Genomic DNA, 18,922 nt, shown 5'->3' with positions numbered 1-18,922 from the left:
GGGAGTGGCATTCTACTCAACCGCCTTCTCGAGTCAAGCCTTATTTTCAAAGGCTTTTCGAGGTTACCGACCCGGTTTTTTGCGTTGCCGCTTGCCGTGTCGATGGAGGCGCATTATAGGGAGCTGAAACTTTCTGGCAAGCAGATAATTGCAAAAAGATGGCTTTCATCGCTCAACCGCTCACAAAGCCACCAAAAAGCATTTTAAACCAGCAAAATCAGGCCACGGTGGGGGCAGCTACGGCAAAATCATGCAGATTGTCATAGATGGCATCGGCCAGCTCGACACCAGCATCCGTTACCGGCTTGCCCGTTCTGACCATGATCTTGTGACCAACCCCGGCATTGATGGCGGCTTTCAGATCGGAAGGTTTGTCGCCCACCATATAAGAACGGCTCATATCGATGTTCAGCTCTTGCTTGGCAAGCAGCAACATTCCCGGTTCTGGCTTGCGGCAGTCACAGGGAGCACCATGCTCCGGATGATGCGGGCAGAAGTAGATACCATCGAGGTCCACGTCGCGATCGGCCAGTGACCAATCCATCCACTCGGTCAGGTTCATGAAATCATCTTCGCTGAAATAACCGCGGGCGATACCAGACTGGTTGGTGACAACGACCAGCAGATACCCTTTCTTCTTCATCAGCTGCAGGGCTTCGATGACCCCGGGCAAAAAGTGGAAGTCATCTACCTTGCTGACATAACCGGTGTCTTCGTTGATGACACCATCACGATCCAGAAAAATGGCTGGTTTGCTCACAGAAACGACCTCTATCAATGATTTCGCAAAGTATCTCACAGGCCATTTAAAGCCCCAAAAGTAAAAGGGGTGGCCGAAGCCACCCCTTTCATGTGCGTATTTAAAGTATCGATTAAGCGATAACTTTAGCTACAACACCAGCACCTACGGTACGGCCACCTTCACGGATGGCGAAACGCAGGCCGTCGTCCATCGCGATCGGCGCAATCAGGGTAACAACCATCTTGATGTTGTCGCCCGGCATTACCATCTCTACACCTTCCGGCAGTTCGATGGTACCGGTCACGTCGGTAGTACGGAAGTAGAACTGCGGACGGTAGCCTTTGAAGAACGGGGTATGACGACCACCTTCTTCTTTGGACAGCACGTACACTTCAGATTCAAACTTGGTGTGCGGCTTGATGGTGCCCGGCTTGGCCAGTACCTGACCACGCTCTACGTCTTCACGCTTCACGCCACGCAGCAGCGCGCCGATGTTCTCGCCTGCACGACCTTCGTCCAGCAGTTTGCGGAACATTTCAACGCCGGTACAAGTGGTCTTGGTGGTATCTTTGATACCAACGATTTCCACTTCTTCACCAACTTTGACGATACCGCGCTCTACACGACCGGTTACTACGGTACCACGGCCAGCGATGGAGAATACGTCTTCGATAGGCATCAGGAACGGCAGGTCGATGGCACGCTCCGGCTCCGGAATGTAGGTGTCCAGGTGGCCAGCCAGTTCCAGAATCTTCTCTTCCCACTGAGCTTCGCCTTCCAGCGCTTTCAGTGCGGAACCACGGACTACCGGCAGGTCATCACCCGGGAAGTCGTACTCGGACAGCAGTTCGCGAACTTCCATCTCGACCAGTTCCAGCAGCTCTTCGTCATCTACCATGTCACACTTGTTCATGAACACGATGATGTACGGAACGCCTACCTGACGACCCAGCAGGATGTGCTCACGAGTCTGCGGCATCGGGCCGTCAGTCGCTGCTACTACCAGAATCGCGCCGTCCATCTGGGCAGCACCGGTGATCATGTTTTTAACGTAGTCGGCGTGACCCGGGCAGTCTACGTGCGCGTAGTGGCGGGTAGCGGTGTCGTATTCTACGTGGGAGGTGTTGATGGTGATACCACGCTCACGCTCTTCCGGTGCCTTGTCGATCTGGTCGAAGGCGAAAGCCTTACCACCGAAGTGCTTGGCCAGCACGTTGGTGATAGCGGCAGTCAGGGTGGTTTTACCGTGGTCAACGTGGCCGATGGTGCCGACGTTTACGTGCGGTTTATTACGCTCAAATTTTTCTTTAGACACGACGTAGTCCTTCTAGGTTAAACCCGCCTACCGTCGTAGGCGGGGAATCTTAAATTACTTGGATTTGCGCTCTTCGATCACGGCCTGGGCGACGTTGGTCGGGGCATCGTGATACTTGGCGAATTCCATGGCGTAGGAAGCACGACCCTGGGTAGCAGAACGCAGGGCGGTAGCGTAACCGAACATCTCGGCCAGCGGCACCAGGGCACGAACGATCTTGCCGGACGGGCCATCTTCCATACCTTCGATCAGGCCACGACGACGGTTCAGGTCACCGATCACGTCGCCCATGTAGTCTTCCGGAGTCTCGACTTCTACTTTCATGATCGGTTCGAGCAGAACCGGGTTGGCCTTCATGAAGCCAGCCTTAAAGGCCATGGAAGCAGCGATCTTGAACGCCAGTTCGGAAGAGTCGACATCGTGGTAGGAACCGAAGTGCAGACGCACGCCCAGATCCATTACCGGATAACCTGCCAGCGGGCCGGACTTCAGCTGCTCGCGGATACCCTTGTCAACACCCGGGATGAATTCACCAGGAATGACGCCGCCCTTGATGTCGTTGACGAATTCGTAGGCTTTGCCTTCTTCCAGCGGGTACATGTCGATCACAACGTGACCGTACTGACCACGACCACCGGACTGCTTGGCGTGCTTACCTTCGATATCCTTGACGGTGTTACGAATGGTTTCACGGTAGGCAACCTGCGGCTTACCTACGTTCGCTTCTACCTTGAACTCGCGACGCATACGGTCAACGATGATGTCCAGGTGCAGCTCACCCATACCGGCGATGATGGTTTGGCCAGACTCTTCGTCAGTCCATACACGGAAGGACGGGTCTTCCTGAGCCAGACGGCCCAGAGCCAGGCCCATCTTCTCTTGGTCAGCCTTGGTTTTCGGCTCAACTGCGATGGAGATTACCGGTTCCGGGAATTCCATACGCTCGAGGATGATCGGCGCTTTTTCGTCACACAGGGTGTCACCGGTGGTCACGTCTTTCAGACCGATGGCGGCAGCGATATCGCCTGCGCGAACTTCTTTGATCTCTTCACGCTTGTTGGCGTGCATCTGAACGATACGGCCAAAACGCTCGCGCTTCTCTTTAACGGAGTTCAGCACGGAGTCACCGGAGTTAACCACACCGGAGTAAACGCGGAAGAAGGTCAGGTTGCCTACGAACGGGTCGGTAGCAATCTTGAATGCCAGAGCAGCAAACGGCTCGTCATCAGAAGCATGACGCTCGTCTTTGGTCTCGCCATCCAGCTTCAGACCGTCGATGGCTGCTACGTCGGTCGGCGCCGGCAGATAGTCAACCACGGCATCCAGCATGGCCTGTACGCCCTTGTTCTTGAACGCGGAGCCACAGGTAACCAGGATGATTTCGTTGTTCAGAACGCGCTGACGAAGAGCTTTCTTGATCTCTTCCTCGGTCAGTTCTTCACCACCCAGGTATTTTTCCATCAGGTCTTCAGACGCTTCAGCAGCGGCTTCAACCAGGGTCATGCGCATTTCTTGCGCTTTTTCCAGCAGCTCAGCCGGGACGTCTTCGTAATCGAAGGATACGCCCTGGTCAGCTTCGCTCCAGTTGATGGCTTTCATCTTGACCAGGTCGATAACGCCCTTGAAGTTCTCTTCTGAACCGATGTTCAGTTGCAGCGGAACCGGGTTACCTTTCAGACGGGTCTTGATGTGCTCAACGCAGCGCAGGAAGTTGGCACCGGTACGGTCCATCTTGTTGACGAACGCGATACGGGGAACCTTGTACTTGTTAGCCTGACGCCATACGGTTTCAGACTGTGGCTGTACGCCACCTACGGCACAGTACACCATCACGGCGCCATCCAGAACACGCATGGAACGCTCTACTTCGATAGTAAAGTCAACGTGGCCCGGGGTATCGATGATGTTGATACGGTGCGGTTGGAACTGTTTGCCCATACCGGACCAGAAAGCGGTGGTCGCGGCGGAGGTGATGGTGATACCACGCTCTTGTTCCTGTTCCATCCAGTCCATGGTGGCGGCGCCATCGTGAACTTCACCGATCTTGTGACTTACACCGGTGTAAAACAGAACGCGCTCGGTAGTAGTAGTCTTACCGGCGTCGATGTGAGCGGAGATACCGATATTACGATAACGCTCAATGGGTGTTGTACGAGCCATTGTCATCCTCTTACTAGGGCACTTGTCCCCAGATAATTAAAGGTGCGCAGAGCCAAAAGACCCTGCGCAAGCGGATTACCAGCGGAAGTGAGCGAAAGCCTTGTTCGCTTCAGCCATACGGTGTACGTCTTCACGTTTCTTGACAGACGAACCCTTATTGTCAGCGGCATCCAGCAGCTCGCCAGCCAAACGCTGAGCCATTGATTTTTCACCACGTTTACGAGCGGCATCAACCAACCAGCGCATTGCCAGGGCATTGCGGCGAACCGGACGAACTTCTACCGGTACCTGATAGGTTGCACCACCGACACGACGAGATTTAACCTCGACGGCCGGACGAATGTTGTCCAGGGCTTCTTCGAATACGGCCAGGTGCTCTTTGCCAGTCTTGGTGGCAATGATGTCCAGCGCGCCATATACGATGGCTTCGGAAACAGATTTCTTACCGTCAACCATTACTACGTTGACAAATTTAGCCAGCAGCTCTGATCCGAACTTGGGATCCGGCAGGATTTTACGCTGACCAACAACACGACGTCTTGGCATTTCAAATTCTCCGTAACTTCAGGGGTTACCCAAAACTAGAAAGTTATCTAACTAGAAACGAATTAACGTTTGGCCTTACTTAACGGAGAACCATTAAGCTTTCGGACGCTTCACGCCATACTTGGAGCGAGCCTGCTTACGGTCTTTAACACCGGCACAGTCCAACGCACCACGAACGGTGTGATAACGAACACCTGGCAAGTCTTTTACACGACCGCCACGGATCAGAACAACAGAGTGCTCTTGCAGGTTGTGACCTTCACCGCCGATGTAGGAGGTGACTTCGAAGCCGTTGGTCAGACGTACACGGCATACTTTACGCAGTGCAGAGTTAGGCTTCTTCGGGGTGGTGGTGTATACACGGGTGCACACGCCACGCTTCTGAGGGCACGCTTCCAGCGCCGGCACGTTGCTTTTCACAACGAGCTTGATGCGTGGCTTGCGAACCAACTGGTTAATAGTTGCCATCAAAAGGCTCCTGATAATGACTTCATAAACATGTGAAAAATCCTCCCCGCAGATACGGGGACGCGAAATTTTATGCCCTGTTGTCAAGGGAGTCAAGATTTATACAATCCGAGCCAGGAAAGGCAGTGAAGAGGTCTTGAAAAATATCGCTAACCAGCTGAAATAACTATATAAAACTGGCAGTCAACCAGCCCAGGTCTGCGGCGAGCCTTTTTCCGCGATCAGAGCCACCAAGCCGGCCATGTCCAGATCCAACCCGATCCGTTGTTGCAACCCCCTCGCCTGCAGGTCTTCCCGCATGACATAGAGCGGCACTCCAGCCAACCGTGCACACCACTGAGGGGCCGTGGCAGCGACGACGGCATCCTGCATCAGCACCAACACATCCTCTGGCTGGCGGTAGGTCAGCGCCTGTTCCAGGTCCTGGCTCTGGAAGGGAGAGGTCAATATCAGCTGTATCATGGTCACCTCAAAAGCAGATGTGGGTAGCACAGGCATCCCACTGGTGCCGGATGTCGGTGCGGGACAGGCCGGTCACGGGGATCAGCAGGTCAGCCACCGTCAGGCCACGCTCGGCCAGCGAGTCGGTGCACACATAGACCTCCTCGATGTCGTAGAGCTCAAGCAGCTTGAAGGTCGGCGCATAGTGACGCTGCAAGATGGCCTGCGGCTGCTGCTCTCTGAGCAGTTGCAGCACGCCATCTCCGATGAGAAACAGGGCCAGCGACTCGGTCATGGCCGAAGTGGCCAGCAAGGCATCCAGACCTTCCCGCCCGGCGGCGGTACCGTGCGGTCCGCGCCGGCAAATAAACGCTATCTTGTGCATGGCAGCCTCCTAAAACTGGACGAATCGATCGGCGGTCAGGCTGGCCTCCGCCAGCTGACCCAGGCCGCTCAGGCAAAATGGCGGCTCCAGGTTGAAGTGTGCCCTGCCCAGCCCCTTGGCCTCCTGCTCATCCAGCACACCGCGCCGCATGGCGGCAGCGACGCACACATCGATACGGATCCCTTGCTGGTTGGCCAGTTCACGCCACAGGGCGACCAGGTTGCTCTCATCGGAGGCGGGAGCATGCAACCCGTTGCCGTTGCAGACCCCATCCTGGTAGAAGAACAGGTAAGACAAGCGATGGCCCTGCTCGATGAGGCTCAAGGCAAAGCGATAGGCGGTGCTGGCCGACTGGGTGCCATAGGCGGGCCCCGTTACCAGCAGGGCAAAATTCAGACTCATATCCGGACTCCTGCGCATGTGTTCGTCCATTCTACGCCAAACACAAAAAAGCCCCTCCTGGGAGGGGCTCTTCGTGCAGCCTTGGATCAGACGTAAGCGATGGCTTCGACTTCAACCAGCACATCCTTCGGCAGACGCGCCACTTCCACGCAGGAGCGGGCAGGAGCGGCTTCACCGAAGTAACGGGCATAAACCTGGTTGAAGGCAACAAAGTTGTTCATGTCGCTGAGGAAGCAGGTAGTCTTCAGTACCTTGCCGGTATCAGCTCCCGCTTCCTTCAATACTGCAACCAGGTTCTTCATCACCTGCTCGGCCTGCGCTTCGATACCGCCAGCCACTATCTCCATGGTGGCCGGATCGAGCGGGATCTGCCCGGAGGTGAAGACCAGCTCGCCCAGTTTGGTGGCCTGAACATATGGACCAATTGCGGCAGGAGCCTTGTCGGTTGCAATAACTTCTTTAGCCATTCTTGTCTATCCCCTTCTATGGCGCTTACTCGTTTTCGTCTTCACCCTGCTTGCGCTGTCGGATGTACAGATAAACGGTATGTTTGGAAATGTTCAGCTTGTCGGCGACTAGGTTGATCGAGTCCTTGATATCAAATATGCCCTTCTCGAACAGCTGGGTCACGATAAACCTGTTTTTGGCATTGTTGGCAACGGTCGGATCGCGGTTGATCTCGTCGATGGTGTTGTCCACCGTCTGGGCAACCAGCTCTTCCACACTGTTGGCAAAGGTCTCCGGCGACTGACGCTCGACTTGTTGAGGCGTCGGGAAAAATTCGGCGACGAACTCGTGAAAAGGCGCGTTGATGTGCAGGTTGATACAGATGAGGCCGATCACCTGCTTGTCGCTGTTCCTGATGGCGATGGTACTCGACTTCATCAGGGCTCCGGTACGGCTGCGAGCAAAATAGCTCTGGGTGTAATCCTGGCCGGTATTCTCGATGTCCTTGAGCATACGCAGCGCGAGATCGGTAATGGGGGCCCCCTCATTTCGTCCCGTATTGAACCCGTTGGCAATCTTGATCACGGACTCGTGCAGATTTTCCAGGGAGTGAAGCACCACTTCACAGTGCTTGCCGAACAACTCGGCCAAGCCATCGATCAGCCCATCGTATGAGCGCAACAATTCCCTGTCTTCGTCTGTAAAAGTGCGACCGATCAGTTGCTCTTCGGGAAGCATCACTTCCTCGATACCGACAGTCATGTTCTACCCCTGTAATACCCATTCAACTTTCCCGAGTTTTCAGTTGCGGGGGTGTAATGTCAACTTTTTTTGATTTTTTACTCTGCAACCTTGCTCTGGATCATCCGAATATCCGCGTGGCGTCTGGCTTTGACGAGAAAATCGACAATAAAAAAGGGCCCCATGAAGGGGCCCTTTTCATTCGCTACAGCGGAAGATTACTCTTCGTCAAAACTGCCGGCTGCGTTGAGCAGATCCGCCAGGTTTTGCTGAGCTTCATCGGCAGTCACCTGCGGTACACCAACAGCACGGGCTGCGGCGGCACGCTGGTTGATCCGGCCGTGGTGGTAGGCAAAGCCGGTACCAGCCGGGATCAGACGACCCACGATCACGTTCTCTTTCAGGCCACGCAGTTCGTCACGCTTGCCGCCAACGGCCGCTTCGGTCAGAACACGGGTGGTTTCCTGGAAGGAAGCCGCGGAGATGAAGGACTCGGTGCTCAGAGATGCCTTGGTAATACCCATCAGGATGTGACGGAAGGTGGCAGGGGTCTTGCCCTCAGCAACCAGCTTACGGTTGGCAATCTTCACGCGAGCCACTTCAACCTGTTCGCCTTCGATCAGGTCGGTGTCGCCAGCGCTCAGGATCTCGCACTTGCGCAGCATCTGACGCACGATGACTTCGATGTGCTTGTCGTTGATCTTAACGCCTTGCAGACGGTAAACGTCCTGCACTTCGTTGGCGATGTAGTTGGCGACCGGGCTGATACCGCGCAGACGCAGAATGTCGTGAGCAGACTCAGGGCCGTCCGCCAGCACTTCACCCTTCTCAACTTTTTCACCTTCGAACACGTTCAGGTTACGCCACTTCGGAATCATCTCCTCGTAGACATCGCCACCATCGGTCGGGGTGATGACCAGACGGCGTTTGCCCTTGGTCTCTTTCCCGAAGGAGATGGTACCGGAGATCTCGGCCAGAATTGCCGGTTCCTTCGGTTGGCGAGCTTCGAACAGATCCGCAACGCGCGGCAGACCACCGGTGATGTCCTTGGTACCGCCGGACTCTTGCGGGATACGCGCTACCGCGTCACCCACGCCCACGTTGGCACCATCTTCCAGGTTCACGATTGCCTTGCCCGGCAGGAAGTACTGGGCGGCTACATCGGTACCCGGGATCATCACGTCCTTGCCGTTCAGGTCGACCAGTTTCACGGTCGGACGCATCTCTTTACCGGCACTCGGACGCTCGTTGACATCCAGCACGACGATGGAGGAGAGACCGGTCAGCTCGTCGGTCTGACGAGTAATGGTCACGCCATCGATCATGTGTTCGAAGTGCAGGCGACCCGCTACTTCGGTGATGATCGGGTGAGTGTGCGGATCCCAGTTGGCGACGGTTTCACCGGCGTTCACGGCCTGGCCATCTTTCACTTCCAGCACGGAACCGTAAGGCAGCTTGTGGCTTTCCTTGGTACGGCCCATCTCGTCCATGATGGTCAGTTCGGTAGAACGGGAGGTGATAACCAGTTTGTCATCGCTGTTGTGAACGAACTTGGCGTTCTGCAGCTTGATGCTACCGGTGTTCTTGACCTGGATGCTGCTCTCGGCAGCGGCACGTGATGCGGCACCACCGATGTGGAAGGTACGCATCGTCAGCTGGGTACCCGGTTCACCGATGGACTGGGCGGCGATAACACCGACAGCCTCACCCTTGTTAACCAGGTGACCACGGGCCAGATCACGACCGTAGCAGTGAGCACAGTTACCGAAGTCGGTCTCACAGGTGATGGCAGAACGCACCTTCACGCGGTCAACGGAGTTGCGCTCCAGCAGGTCACACAGCTGCTCGTCGAGCAGGGTGTTGCGTGCTACCAGCACTTCGTCTTCAGTACCCGGCTTGATCACGTCATCGGCAACCACACGGCCCAGCACGCGCTCACGCAGCGGTTCGACCACGTCGCCACCTTCGATCAGCGGAGTCATCCACAGACCTTCGGTAGTGCCGCAATCGTCCTCGGTGATCACCATGTCCTGTGCCACGTCAACCAGACGACGAGTCAGGTAACCGGAGTTCGCAGTCTTCAGTGCGGTATCCGCCAGACCCTTACGAGCACCGTGAGTGGAGATGAAGTACTGCAGTACGTTCAGACCTTCGCGGAAGTTCGCGACGATCGGGGTCTCGATGATGGAGCCATCCGGCTTGGCCATCAGGCCACGCATACCGGCCAGCTGACGGATCTGGGCTGCGGAACCCCGCGCACCGGAGTCGGCCATCATGAAGATGCTGTTGAACGAGGCTTGCTCTTCTTCTTCACCCAGCGAGTTGACGTTACGCTCTTTGGACAAGTTCTCCATCATGGCCTTGGAGACGCGCTCGTTGGCGCTGGCCCAGATATCGATAACCTTGTTGTAGCGTTCGCCCGCGGTCACCAGACCGGACAGGAACTGGTCCTGGATCTCGGCAACTTCGGCTTCTGCAGCGGCGATGATGTCTTTCTTGGCATCCGGGATGACCATGTCATCGATACCAACAGAAGCACCGGACAGGGCCGCATAGTGGAAACCGGTATACATCAGCTGGTCAGCGAAGATGACGGTGTCCTTCAGGCCCTGCTTGCGATAGCAGGTGTTCAGCAGACGGGAGATGAGCTTTTTGCCCAGCGCCTTGTTGGATACGGATTTGATCCAGTTCTGCGGGTTGGCATCCAGGTCAGCCTGCTCTGCAGCAGTCAGCACCTTCGGCTCGTCGATCAGCGCGTATTCCATGCCTTTCGGCAGGATCAGGCTCAAAATCGCACGACCAACGGTGGTGTTCTTCATCTCGGTGTGAGCACGCAGCGAACCGTCTTCCTGACGCAGGTATTCGGTGATGCGAACTTTCACGCGAGCATGCAGATCGGCCAGACCGGCGCGGTATACCTTCTCGGCTTCTTTCGGGCCGGACAGCACCATACCTTCGCCCTTGGCGTTGATACGGGCGCGGGTCATGTAGTACAGACCCAAGACCACGTCCTGAGACGGAACGATGATCGGCTCACCGGAGGCAGGCGACAGGATGTTGTTGGTGGACATCATCAGCGCACGCGCTTCCAGCTGGGCTTCCAGAGTCAGCGGTACGTGGACCGCCATCTGGTCACCGTCGAAGTCCGCGTTATAGGCGGCACAGACGAGCGGGTGCAGCTGGATGGCCTTGCCTTCGATCAGGGTCGGTTCAAACGCCTGGATACCCAGACGGTGCAGGGTCGGTGCACGGTTCAGCAGAACCGGGTGTTCGCGGATCACTTCGTCCAGGATATCCCAAACGACAGCTTCTTCGCGCTCCACCATCTTCTTGGCGGCCTTGATGGTGGTCGCCAGACCGCGGGATTCCAGCTTGCCATAGATGAAGGGCTTGAACAGCTCCAGCGCCATCTTCTTCGGCAGACCGCACTGATGCAGACGCAGAGTCGGACCTACGGTGATAACGGAACGACCGGAGTAGTCGACACGCTTACCGAGCAGGTTCTGACGGAAACGACCTTGCTTACCCTTGATCATGTCGGCCAAGGATTTCAGCGGGCGCTTGTTGGAGCCGGTGATGGCACGACCACGACGGCCGTTGTCCAGCAGGGCATCGACGGACTCTTGCAGCATGCGCTTTTCGTTGCGCACGATGATGTCCGGAGCAGCCAGGTCCAGCAGGCGCTTCAAGCGGTTGTTACGGTTGATCACGCGACGGTACAGATCGTTCAGATCGGAGGTCGCGAAACGGCCGCCGTCCAGCGGTACCAGCGGACGCAGGTCCGGCGGCAGCACAGGCAGCACTGTCATGATCATCCACTCCGGCTTGTTGCCGGACTGCAGGAAGGCTTCCATCAGCTTCAGACGCTTGGTGGTCTTCTTGCGCTTGGTCTCGGAGTTGGTCTGATCCAGCTCTTCGCGCATGGTGCGCACTTCGCCTTCCAGATCGATGGCGCGCAGCAATGCCAGGATTGCTTCGGCACCCATCTTGGCGTCGAATTCGTCGCCCCACTCTTCCAGTGCGTCCAGGTACTGCTCTTCGGACAGCATCTGGCTGCGCTCGAGGTTGGTCATGCCGGGTTCGATCACTACATAGGATTCGAAATACAGCACGCGCTCGATGTCACGCAGGGTCATGTCCAGCAGCAGACCGATACGGGACGGCAGGGACTTCAGGAACCAGATGTGGGCAGTCGGGCTGGCCAGCTCGATGTGGCCCATACGCTCACGACGGACCTTGGTCTGGGTCACTTCTACGCCGCACTTCTCACAGATCACACCACGGTGTTTCAGGCGCTTGTACTTGCCGCACAGACACTCGTAGTCCTTCACCGGTCCGAAGATACGGGCGCAGAACAGACCATCACGTTCCGGCTTGAAAGTCCGGTAGTTGATGGTCTCAGGCTTTTTGACCTCACCGAATGACCAGGAGCGGATCATGTCAGGAGAGGCCAGACCGATCTTGATACTGTCAAACTCTTCGGTCTTGGTCTGAGCCTTCAAAAACTTGAGTAAGTCTTTCACGTGTTTCCCCTGTCAGGAGTCTAACCTCGGCGCCCTACTGCCGAAACAGCGGGGCGCCCACGTCAATTCTCGAACAATAAGAGCGAGCTCTTACTCTTCGTCCAGCTCGATGTTGATACCCAGAGAGCGGATTTCCTTCAGCAATACGTTGAAGGATTCGGGCATGCCCGGCTCCATACGGTGGTCGCCATCCACGATGTTCTTGTACATCTTGGTACGGCCGTTCACATCGTCAGACTTGACGGTCAGCATCTCCTGCAGGGTATATGCCGCACCGTAAGCCTCCAGGGCCCACACTTCCATCTCACCGAAACGCTGACCACCGAACTGTGCCTTACCACCCAGCGGCTGCTGGGTAACCAGGCTGTAAGAACCGGTAGAACGCGCGTGCATCTTGTCGTCTACCAGGTGGTTCAGCTTCAGCATGTACATGTAACCCACGGTGACCTTACGCTCGAAGGCGTTACCGGTACGACCGTCGAACAGGGCGATCTGACCAGATTCCGGCAGGTCGGCCAGCTTCAGCAGGGCCTTGATTTCACGCTCTTTGGCGCCATCAAAGACCGGCGTAGCGACCGGCAGACCCTTGCGCAGGTTACCAACCAGGGTACGTACGTCGTCGTCGGACAGCTCGGCCACGTTCACTTGCTGGGTGTCTTTCTCGCCCAGGTCATAGACCTGTTGCAGGAAGTCACGCATCTCGTGCAGTTCGCGCTGTTCCTTGACCATGCGGTCGATCTTCTCGCCGATACCCTTGGCCGCGAGGCCCAAGTGCACTTCGAGGATCTGACCGATGTTCATACGGGACGGTACGCCCAACGGGTTCAGAACGATGTCGACCGGACGACCGTACTCGTCATGGGGCATATCCTCGACCGGACAGATCTTGGAGATAACACCCTTGTTACCGTGACGACCCGCCATCTTGTCACCCGGCTGGATGCGACGCTTGACGGCCAGATAGACCTTGACGATCTTCAGTACGCCCGGCGCCAGGTCATCGCCCTGGATGATCTTGCGACGCTTGTTCTCGAATTTCTTGTCGAACTCGGCCTTCAGCTCAACGTGCTGTTCAGCGATCTGTTCCAGCTCGATTTGCTTGGCTTCATCTTCGATGGCCAGTTCAAACCACTTGGAGCGATCGAGCTTGTTCAGACGGTCTTCGCTGTAACCGGCGGCCAGCAGCAGGTTGCGGGAGCGGCCGAAAATGCCGTCTTCCAGGATCTTGAACTCTTCGGTCAAGTCCTTCTTCGCTTCCTTCAGCTGCATCTCTTCGATTTCTTTGGCGCGCTTGTCTTTTTCCACGCCATCGCGGGTAAAGACCTGCACGTCAACCACGGTACCGTACACACCGTTCGGCACACGCAGGGAGGAGTCCTTCACGTCGGACGCCTTCTCACCGAAGATGGCGCGCAGCAGCTTCTCTTCCGGAGTCAGCTGGGTTTCACCTTTCGGCGTTACCTTACCGACCAGAATGTCGCCGCCCTTCACTTCGGCACCCACGTAGACGATACCGGACTCGTCCAGCTTGGACAGAGCGGCTTCACCCACGTTCGGGATGTCAGCAGTGATCTCTTCCGGACCCAGCTTGGTGTCACGGGAGATACAGGCCAGTTCCTGGATGTGAATGGTGGTCAGGCGATCTTCCTGAACAACACGCTCGTTCACCAGGATCGAGTCTTCGAAGTTGTAACCGTTCCACGGCATGAACGCGACGCGCAGGTTCTGACCCAGCGCCAGTTCACCCAGGTCGGTGGACGGGCCGTCAGCCAGCACGTCGCCCGCCATCACCGGCTCGCCCAACATCACGCACGGACGCTGGTTGATACAGGTGTTCTGGTTGGAACGGGTGTATTTGGTCAGGCTGTAGATGTCGATGCCGGCTTCGCCAGGCAGCAGCTCATCTTCGTTGACCTTGATAACGATACGGGAGGCATCGACGTAGTCGATCATGCCGCCACGCTTGGCCACTACGGTAACACCGGAGTCAACGGCCACAGCGCGTTCCATACCGGTACCAACCAGCGGCTTGTCGGCGCGCAGGGTCGGTACAGCCTGACGTTGCATGTTTGAACCCATCAATGCGCGGTTCGCGTCATCGTGTTCCAGGAACGGGATCAGGGCCGCTGCCACAGATACGATCTGCTGCGGGCTCACGTCCATATACTGGATCTGGTCGGCGTTCATAAAGGTGGATTCACCTTTGTGACGGCACGGGATCAATTCATCTTTCAGACGGCCATCTTCGGTGGTCGCGGCGTTAGCCTGTGCGATCACGTACTTGCCTTCTTCAATAGCAGACAGATAGTCCACTTCGTCGGTGATCACACCGTCAATGACCTTGCGGTACGGGGTCTCGAGGAAACCGTACTCGTTGGTACGAGAGTACACGGACAGAGAGTTGATCAGACCGATGTTCGGACCTTCAGGAGTTTCGATGGGGCACAGACGACCGTAGTGGGTCGGGTGTACGTCTCGAACTTCAAAGCCGGCACGCTCACGAGTCAAACCGCCCGGGCCCAGCGCGGAAATACGACGCTTGTGGGTCACTTCGGACAGCGGGTTGTTCTGGTCCATGAACTGGGACAGCTGGCTGGAACCAAAGAACTCTTTGACTGCGGCGGAGATCGGCTTGGCGTTGATCAGATCCTGCGGCATCAGGGTGTCCAGGTCGCCCAGGGAGAGACGCTCCTTGACCGCACGCTCGACACGCACCAGACCGACGCGGAACTGGTTTTCAGCCATTTCACCGACAGAACGGATACGACGGTTGCCTAGGTGGTCGATATCGTCCACCTCGTCATTGCCGTTACGGATGTCGATCAGGCGCTTCATCACATCGACGATGTCGTCTTTGGTCAGAGTACCCACGCCGGTCTCGTCTTCACGAGCCAGACGGCGGTTGAACTTCATCCGGCCTACGGTAGAAAGGTCGTAACGCTCGGAAGAGAAGAACAGGTTCTCGAACAGCTGTTCTGCGGCTTCGCGAGTCGGCGGCTCACCCGGACGCATCATGCGATAGATTTCGACCAGCGCTTCCAGGCGGCTGGAACTGGAGTCGATACGCAGGGTCTCGGACATGTAGGCACCGTGATCCAGTTCATTGGTGAACAGAACCTCGAAGTGCTTGAAGCCGGCTTGGGAGAGGTTGGCTACCGCTTCCAGGCTCAGCGCCTGGTTGGCAGTCACTACCATCTCGCCAGTTTGCGGATGTGCGTAGTCCTTGGCAGCAACTTTGCCAACAACATACTCAACCGGTACCTCAATCTGGGTAACGGAATCTTTTTCCAACTGACGGATGTGACGCGCAGTCACTCGACGACCGGTCTCAACCACCACGGCGCCATTGGCCACGATGTCAAAGGTCGCAGTTTCACCACGCAGGCGCTCCGGTACCAGATCCATCATCAACTTGCCATCTTTGACTTCGAAACCGATGGTCTCGAAGAAGGTGGCCAGAATCTGTTCGGAACTGAAATCCAGGGCACGCAGAATAATGGATGCCGGCAGCTTACGACGACGGTCGATACGGACAAACAGGTTGTCTTTCGCATCGAACTCGAAGTCCAGCCAGGAGCCACGGTAGGGAATAACGCGCGCGTTATACAGCACCTTACCGGATGAATGTGTTTTGCCTTTATCGTGGTCGAAGAAGACGCCCGGGCTACGATGCAGCTGGGAGACGATTACCCGCTCGGTACCATTGATAACAAAGGTGCCGTTCTCGGTCATGAGCGGAATTTCGCCCATGTATACTTCTTGTTCCTTGATGTCTTTGACGGTGCCGGCAGCTGCTTCACGGTCGTACAGAACCATACGAAGCTTGACACGCAGCGGCGCGGAGTAGGTCACTCCACGGATCTGGCATTCTTTTACGTCAAATACCGGCTCACCCAGGCGATAGCTGACATACTGAAGCTCAGCACTACCGGAGTAACTGGTGATCGGGAAAACGCTACGGAAAGCGGCCTCTAGGCCATATTCACCTTCCGGGTCAGCCTCGATGAACTGCTTGAAGGAGTCCAGCTGAATGGACAACAGATAAGGCGTGTCCAGTACCTGGTCTCGCTTACCGAAGTCCTTACGAATGCGTTTTTTTTCGGTATAAGAGTAAACCATAGGGTTCCTCAGCTCGCTGATAAGTGACCCACTCTGTCCCACGGGACAGCTCTGTCTCAACACCGTTTTGTGTTGGCCCGGACGAATGAAAACAGTCCGGATTGCTGGTGCACCGAGAGTCGTAAACGGTGTGAAATGCTCTCAGTCTACAGCGCAAAAAGGCTGGTGAACAAAAATTCACCAGCCCTAGCCTGTTTTATCAGGCTAATCTACATAAATGCAGATTATTTGATCTCAACAGAAGCACCGGCAGCTTCCAGCTCTTTCTTCAGAGCTTCAGCTTCGTCTTTGGAGACGGCTTCTTTCAGGTTAGCCGGAGCAGCTTCTACCAGGTCTTTGGCTTCTTTCAGGCCCAGACCGGTGGCGCCACGAACGGCTTTGATGACGGCAACTTTGTTGGCACCGGCAGCAGTCAGAACTACGTCGAACTCGGTCTTCTCTTCTACTGCTTCAGCAGCAGCCGGGCCGGCCATTACGGCAGCAGCGGCAGAAACACCGAACTTCTCTTCCATAGCTTCGATCAGCTCAACAACTTCCATTACGGACATGGAAGCAACGGCTTCGATGATTTGGTCTTTAGTGATAGACATGACAAAAATTCCTGATGTTGAATAAACTCAAACAGCCTAGATAGGCGAGAATCAAGCAGCAGCTTGTTTCTGGTCGCGAACAGCAGCGATAGTACGAACCAGCTTGCCAGCAGAGGCTTCCTTCATGGTAGCCATCAACTTCGCAATTGCTTCTTCGTAAGTCGGCAGCGTGGCCAGACGATCAATTTGTGCTGCGGCGATAAACTCACCGTTAAAAGCGCCAGCCTTGATTTCGAACTTTTGGTTCGCTTTGGCAAACTCTTTGAACAGACGAGCGGCAGCGCCCGGGTGTTCGTTAGAGAAAGCAATCAAGGTAGGACCGGTAAATGCGTTGTTCAGGCACTCGTATTCGGTACCTTCTACCGCGCGACGCAGCAGGGTGTTACGCACAACGCGCATGTACACACCGGCTTCACGAGCGGTTTTACGCAGGACGGTCATCTTGTCTACAGTCACGCCGCGGGAATCGGCAATCACTGCAGAAAGAGCGCCTTTGGCAGCTTCGTTGACTTCAGCAACAATTGCCTTTTTGTCTTCGAGTCCCAATGCCATTGGCTTAACTCCTGGATTGAATCCGGGTCAAATGACCCAGTACTGACACATCCCCCCTACCTTTACAACAGAGGGGAACGATGCGGTAGCAGGATTCCAGAAGAGAAAGAATCTTTCTCGCTGGGTTTCCGGCACCGTCTACGCAGGAAGGATTAAGGCCTTACAGCCTCCTGCGGTCTTGGACGGAGGTCGAAGCCCCCAACCAATCAAGGCGCAAAATTATAGATTAAATTTTGCGCCTTGTAAAATCCATCAATTAGGCCTGAGCTTCCAGAGAAGCTTGGTCTACGGCAACACCGGCACCCATGGTGGTGGAGATGCTGACTTTTTTGATGAATACACCCTTGGCGGAAGACGGCTTGGCCTTTTTCAGGGCAACCAGCAGAGCTTCCAAGTTTTCTTTCAGCTGAACTTCATTGAAAGAGACCTTGCCCAGGGTGGTGTGAATGATACCGTTCTTGTCATTACGGTAACGAACCTGACCAGCCTTGGCGTTCTTGACGGCTTCGGCAACGTTAGGAGTTACAGTACCAACTTTCGGGTTCGGCATCAGACCGCGCGGGCCCAGGATTTGACCCAGCTGACCAACAACGCGCATGGCATCCGGGGATGCGATAACTACGTCGAAGTTCATCTCGCCTTTCTTGACCAGATCGGCCAGATCGTCCATACCAACCAGTTCAGCACCGGCAGCTTTGGCAGCTTCGGCGTTGGCACCTTGGGTGAATACGGCTACGCGTACTTCACGACCGGTACCGTGCGGCAGTACAGTTGCACCACGCACGTTTTGGTCGGATTTACGAGCATCGATACCCAGGTTAACGGCAACGTCAACGCTTTCAACGAACTTGGCAGTAGCCAGTTCTTTCAGCAGGGCAATGGCTTCGTTGATGGAGTACTCTTTGGTTCCGTCAACTTTTTCGCGAATAACGCGCATACGCTTGGAAAGTTTTGCCATTGTCTTAATCCTCCACTACCAGGCCCATGGAACGAGCGGAGCCGGCGATGCAACGTACTTTTGCATCCAGATCGGCACCGGTCATATCCGGCTCTTTGGTCTTGGCGATTTCTTGCAGCTGAGCCACAGTCACCTTACCAACCTTGTCTTTGTTCGGCTTGGCAGAACCAGACTGGATACCAGCAGCTTTCTTCAGCAGGAAGGCAGCGGGCGGAGTCTTGGTTTCGAAGGTGAAGGAACGGTCGCTGTAAACGGTGATCACGACCGGAGTCGGTGAGCCTTTTTCCAGCTTTTCTGTACGGGCGTTGAACGCCTTACAGAATTCCATGATGTTCACACCGTGCTGACCCAGAGCAGGACCAACGGGAGGGCTGGGGTTAGCACTGCCAGCCTTAACTTGCAGCTTGATATAAGCTGTGACTTTCTTAGCCATTACAAAAATACCTCAGAAATGGGTTCTAACGCCTCGGAGACATGCTCCTGCAAACGGCTCCCCAACTAATAAAGGGGCAGCGAATTATAATGACATTCGC

At 55.7% G+C, this 18,922-nt stretch carries 17 protein-coding genes; 1 reads left to right on the top strand and 16 read right to left on the bottom strand.

Annotated features, from left to right (window positions below; all coding sequences use genetic code 11):
* The coding region (locus OKB87_RS16395) for a hypothetical protein (RefSeq protein WP_270828005.1) at positions 1 to 207 on the top strand (207 nt) is incomplete at its 5' end.
* 10 nt (positions 208 to 217) lie between these two features.
* On the opposite strand, the gene gmhB is transcribed toward OKB87_RS16395, so the two are convergent.
* The 16 genes from gmhB to rplK form a co-directional block, all read right to left on the bottom strand.
* Positions 218 to 760 (bottom strand): D-glycero-beta-D-manno-heptose 1,7-bisphosphate 7-phosphatase, encoded by a 543-nt coding sequence (gmhB, locus tag OKB87_RS16390; RefSeq protein ID WP_039216140.1) that lies wholly within the window; start codon positions 758 to 760, stop codon positions 218 to 220.
* A 112-nt stretch (positions 761 to 872) separates the two neighbouring features.
* A complete protein-coding gene (tuf, locus tag OKB87_RS16385) occupies positions 873 to 2,057 on the bottom strand; it encodes an elongation factor Tu (RefSeq protein ID WP_011707694.1) in 1,185 nt (394 codons plus the stop codon).
* A 54-nt stretch (positions 2,058 to 2,111) separates the two neighbouring features.
* On the bottom strand, positions 2,112 to 4,217 hold the full coding sequence (fusA, locus tag OKB87_RS16380) for an elongation factor G (protein WP_011707695.1): 2,106 nt from the start codon (positions 4,215 to 4,217) through the stop codon (positions 2,112 to 2,114).
* Between the two features lie 75 nt (positions 4,218 to 4,292).
* The gene (gene rpsG, locus OKB87_RS16375; protein WP_005306266.1) at positions 4,293 to 4,763 is read right to left on the bottom strand and encodes a 30S ribosomal protein S7; all 471 of its coding nucleotides are present in this window, start codon (positions 4,761 to 4,763) and stop codon (positions 4,293 to 4,295) included.
* 93 nt (positions 4,764 to 4,856) lie between these two features.
* Entirely contained in the window at positions 4,857 to 5,231 is a 375-nt protein-coding gene (gene rpsL, locus OKB87_RS16370; RefSeq protein ID WP_005306278.1) for a 30S ribosomal protein S12, read from the bottom strand.
* A 183-nt stretch (positions 5,232 to 5,414) separates the two neighbouring features.
* Positions 5,415 to 5,693, bottom strand: coding sequence for a sulfurtransferase complex subunit TusB (tusB, locus tag OKB87_RS16365; protein WP_024945207.1), 279 nt, complete (start codon positions 5,691 to 5,693; stop codon positions 5,415 to 5,417).
* Between the two features lie 7 nt (positions 5,694 to 5,700).
* The gene (gene tusC / locus OKB87_RS16360; RefSeq protein ID WP_016352262.1) at positions 5,701 to 6,057 is read right to left on the bottom strand and encodes a sulfurtransferase complex subunit TusC; all 357 of its coding nucleotides are present in this window, start codon (positions 6,055 to 6,057) and stop codon (positions 5,701 to 5,703) included.
* A 9-nt stretch (positions 6,058 to 6,066) separates the two neighbouring features.
* The gene (gene tusD / locus OKB87_RS16355) at positions 6,067 to 6,459 is read right to left on the bottom strand and encodes a sulfurtransferase complex subunit TusD (protein ID WP_270828004.1); all 393 of its coding nucleotides are present in this window, start codon (positions 6,457 to 6,459) and stop codon (positions 6,067 to 6,069) included.
* Between the two features lie 86 nt (positions 6,460 to 6,545).
* Positions 6,546 to 6,926 (bottom strand): RidA family protein, encoded by a 381-nt coding sequence (locus OKB87_RS16350; protein ID WP_016352264.1) that lies wholly within the window; start codon positions 6,924 to 6,926, stop codon positions 6,546 to 6,548.
* A 25-nt stretch (positions 6,927 to 6,951) separates the two neighbouring features.
* Positions 6,952 to 7,668, bottom strand: a complete 717-nt coding sequence (locus OKB87_RS16345) for a helix-turn-helix transcriptional regulator (protein ID WP_005306294.1) — start codon at positions 7,666 to 7,668, stop codon at positions 6,952 to 6,954.
* Positions 7,669 to 7,865: 197 nt separating this feature from the next.
* Positions 7,866 to 12,170 (bottom strand): DNA-directed RNA polymerase subunit beta', encoded by a 4,305-nt coding sequence (rpoC, locus tag OKB87_RS16340; protein ID WP_011707700.1) that lies wholly within the window; start codon positions 12,168 to 12,170, stop codon positions 7,866 to 7,868.
* Between the two features lie 90 nt (positions 12,171 to 12,260).
* Positions 12,261 to 16,289, bottom strand: a complete 4,029-nt coding sequence (gene rpoB / locus OKB87_RS16335) for a DNA-directed RNA polymerase subunit beta (protein WP_010635847.1) — start codon at positions 16,287 to 16,289, stop codon at positions 12,261 to 12,263.
* 224 nt (positions 16,290 to 16,513) lie between these two features.
* Positions 16,514 to 16,879 carry a 50S ribosomal protein L7/L12 gene (rplL, locus tag OKB87_RS16330; protein WP_011707702.1) on the bottom strand — a complete coding sequence of 122 codons (366 nt, stop codon included), beginning with the start codon at positions 16,877 to 16,879 and terminating at the stop codon, positions 16,514 to 16,516.
* Between the two features lie 51 nt (positions 16,880 to 16,930).
* The gene (gene rplJ, locus OKB87_RS16325; protein WP_011707703.1) at positions 16,931 to 17,431 is read right to left on the bottom strand and encodes a 50S ribosomal protein L10; all 501 of its coding nucleotides are present in this window, start codon (positions 17,429 to 17,431) and stop codon (positions 16,931 to 16,933) included.
* A gap of 256 nt (positions 17,432 to 17,687) precedes the next feature.
* Positions 17,688 to 18,389 carry a 50S ribosomal protein L1 gene (gene rplA, locus OKB87_RS16320; protein ID WP_011707704.1) on the bottom strand — a complete coding sequence of 234 codons (702 nt, stop codon included), beginning with the start codon at positions 18,387 to 18,389 and terminating at the stop codon, positions 17,688 to 17,690.
* Positions 18,390 to 18,393: 4 nt separating this feature from the next.
* Positions 18,394 to 18,822, bottom strand: coding sequence for a 50S ribosomal protein L11 (gene rplK / locus OKB87_RS16315; protein WP_005318556.1), 429 nt, complete (start codon positions 18,820 to 18,822; stop codon positions 18,394 to 18,396).
* Between the last annotated feature and the right edge of the window lie 100 nt (positions 18,823 to 18,922).

The sequence above is a fragment of the Aeromonas sp. Y318-1 genome (assembly GCF_027706125.1).
Lineage (GTDB): Bacteria > Pseudomonadota > Gammaproteobacteria > Enterobacterales > Aeromonadaceae > Aeromonas > Aeromonas hydrophila.
The sequence above is the reverse complement of the archived record's forward strand: the minus strand, read 5'-3'. Positions and strand labels throughout refer to the sequence as shown.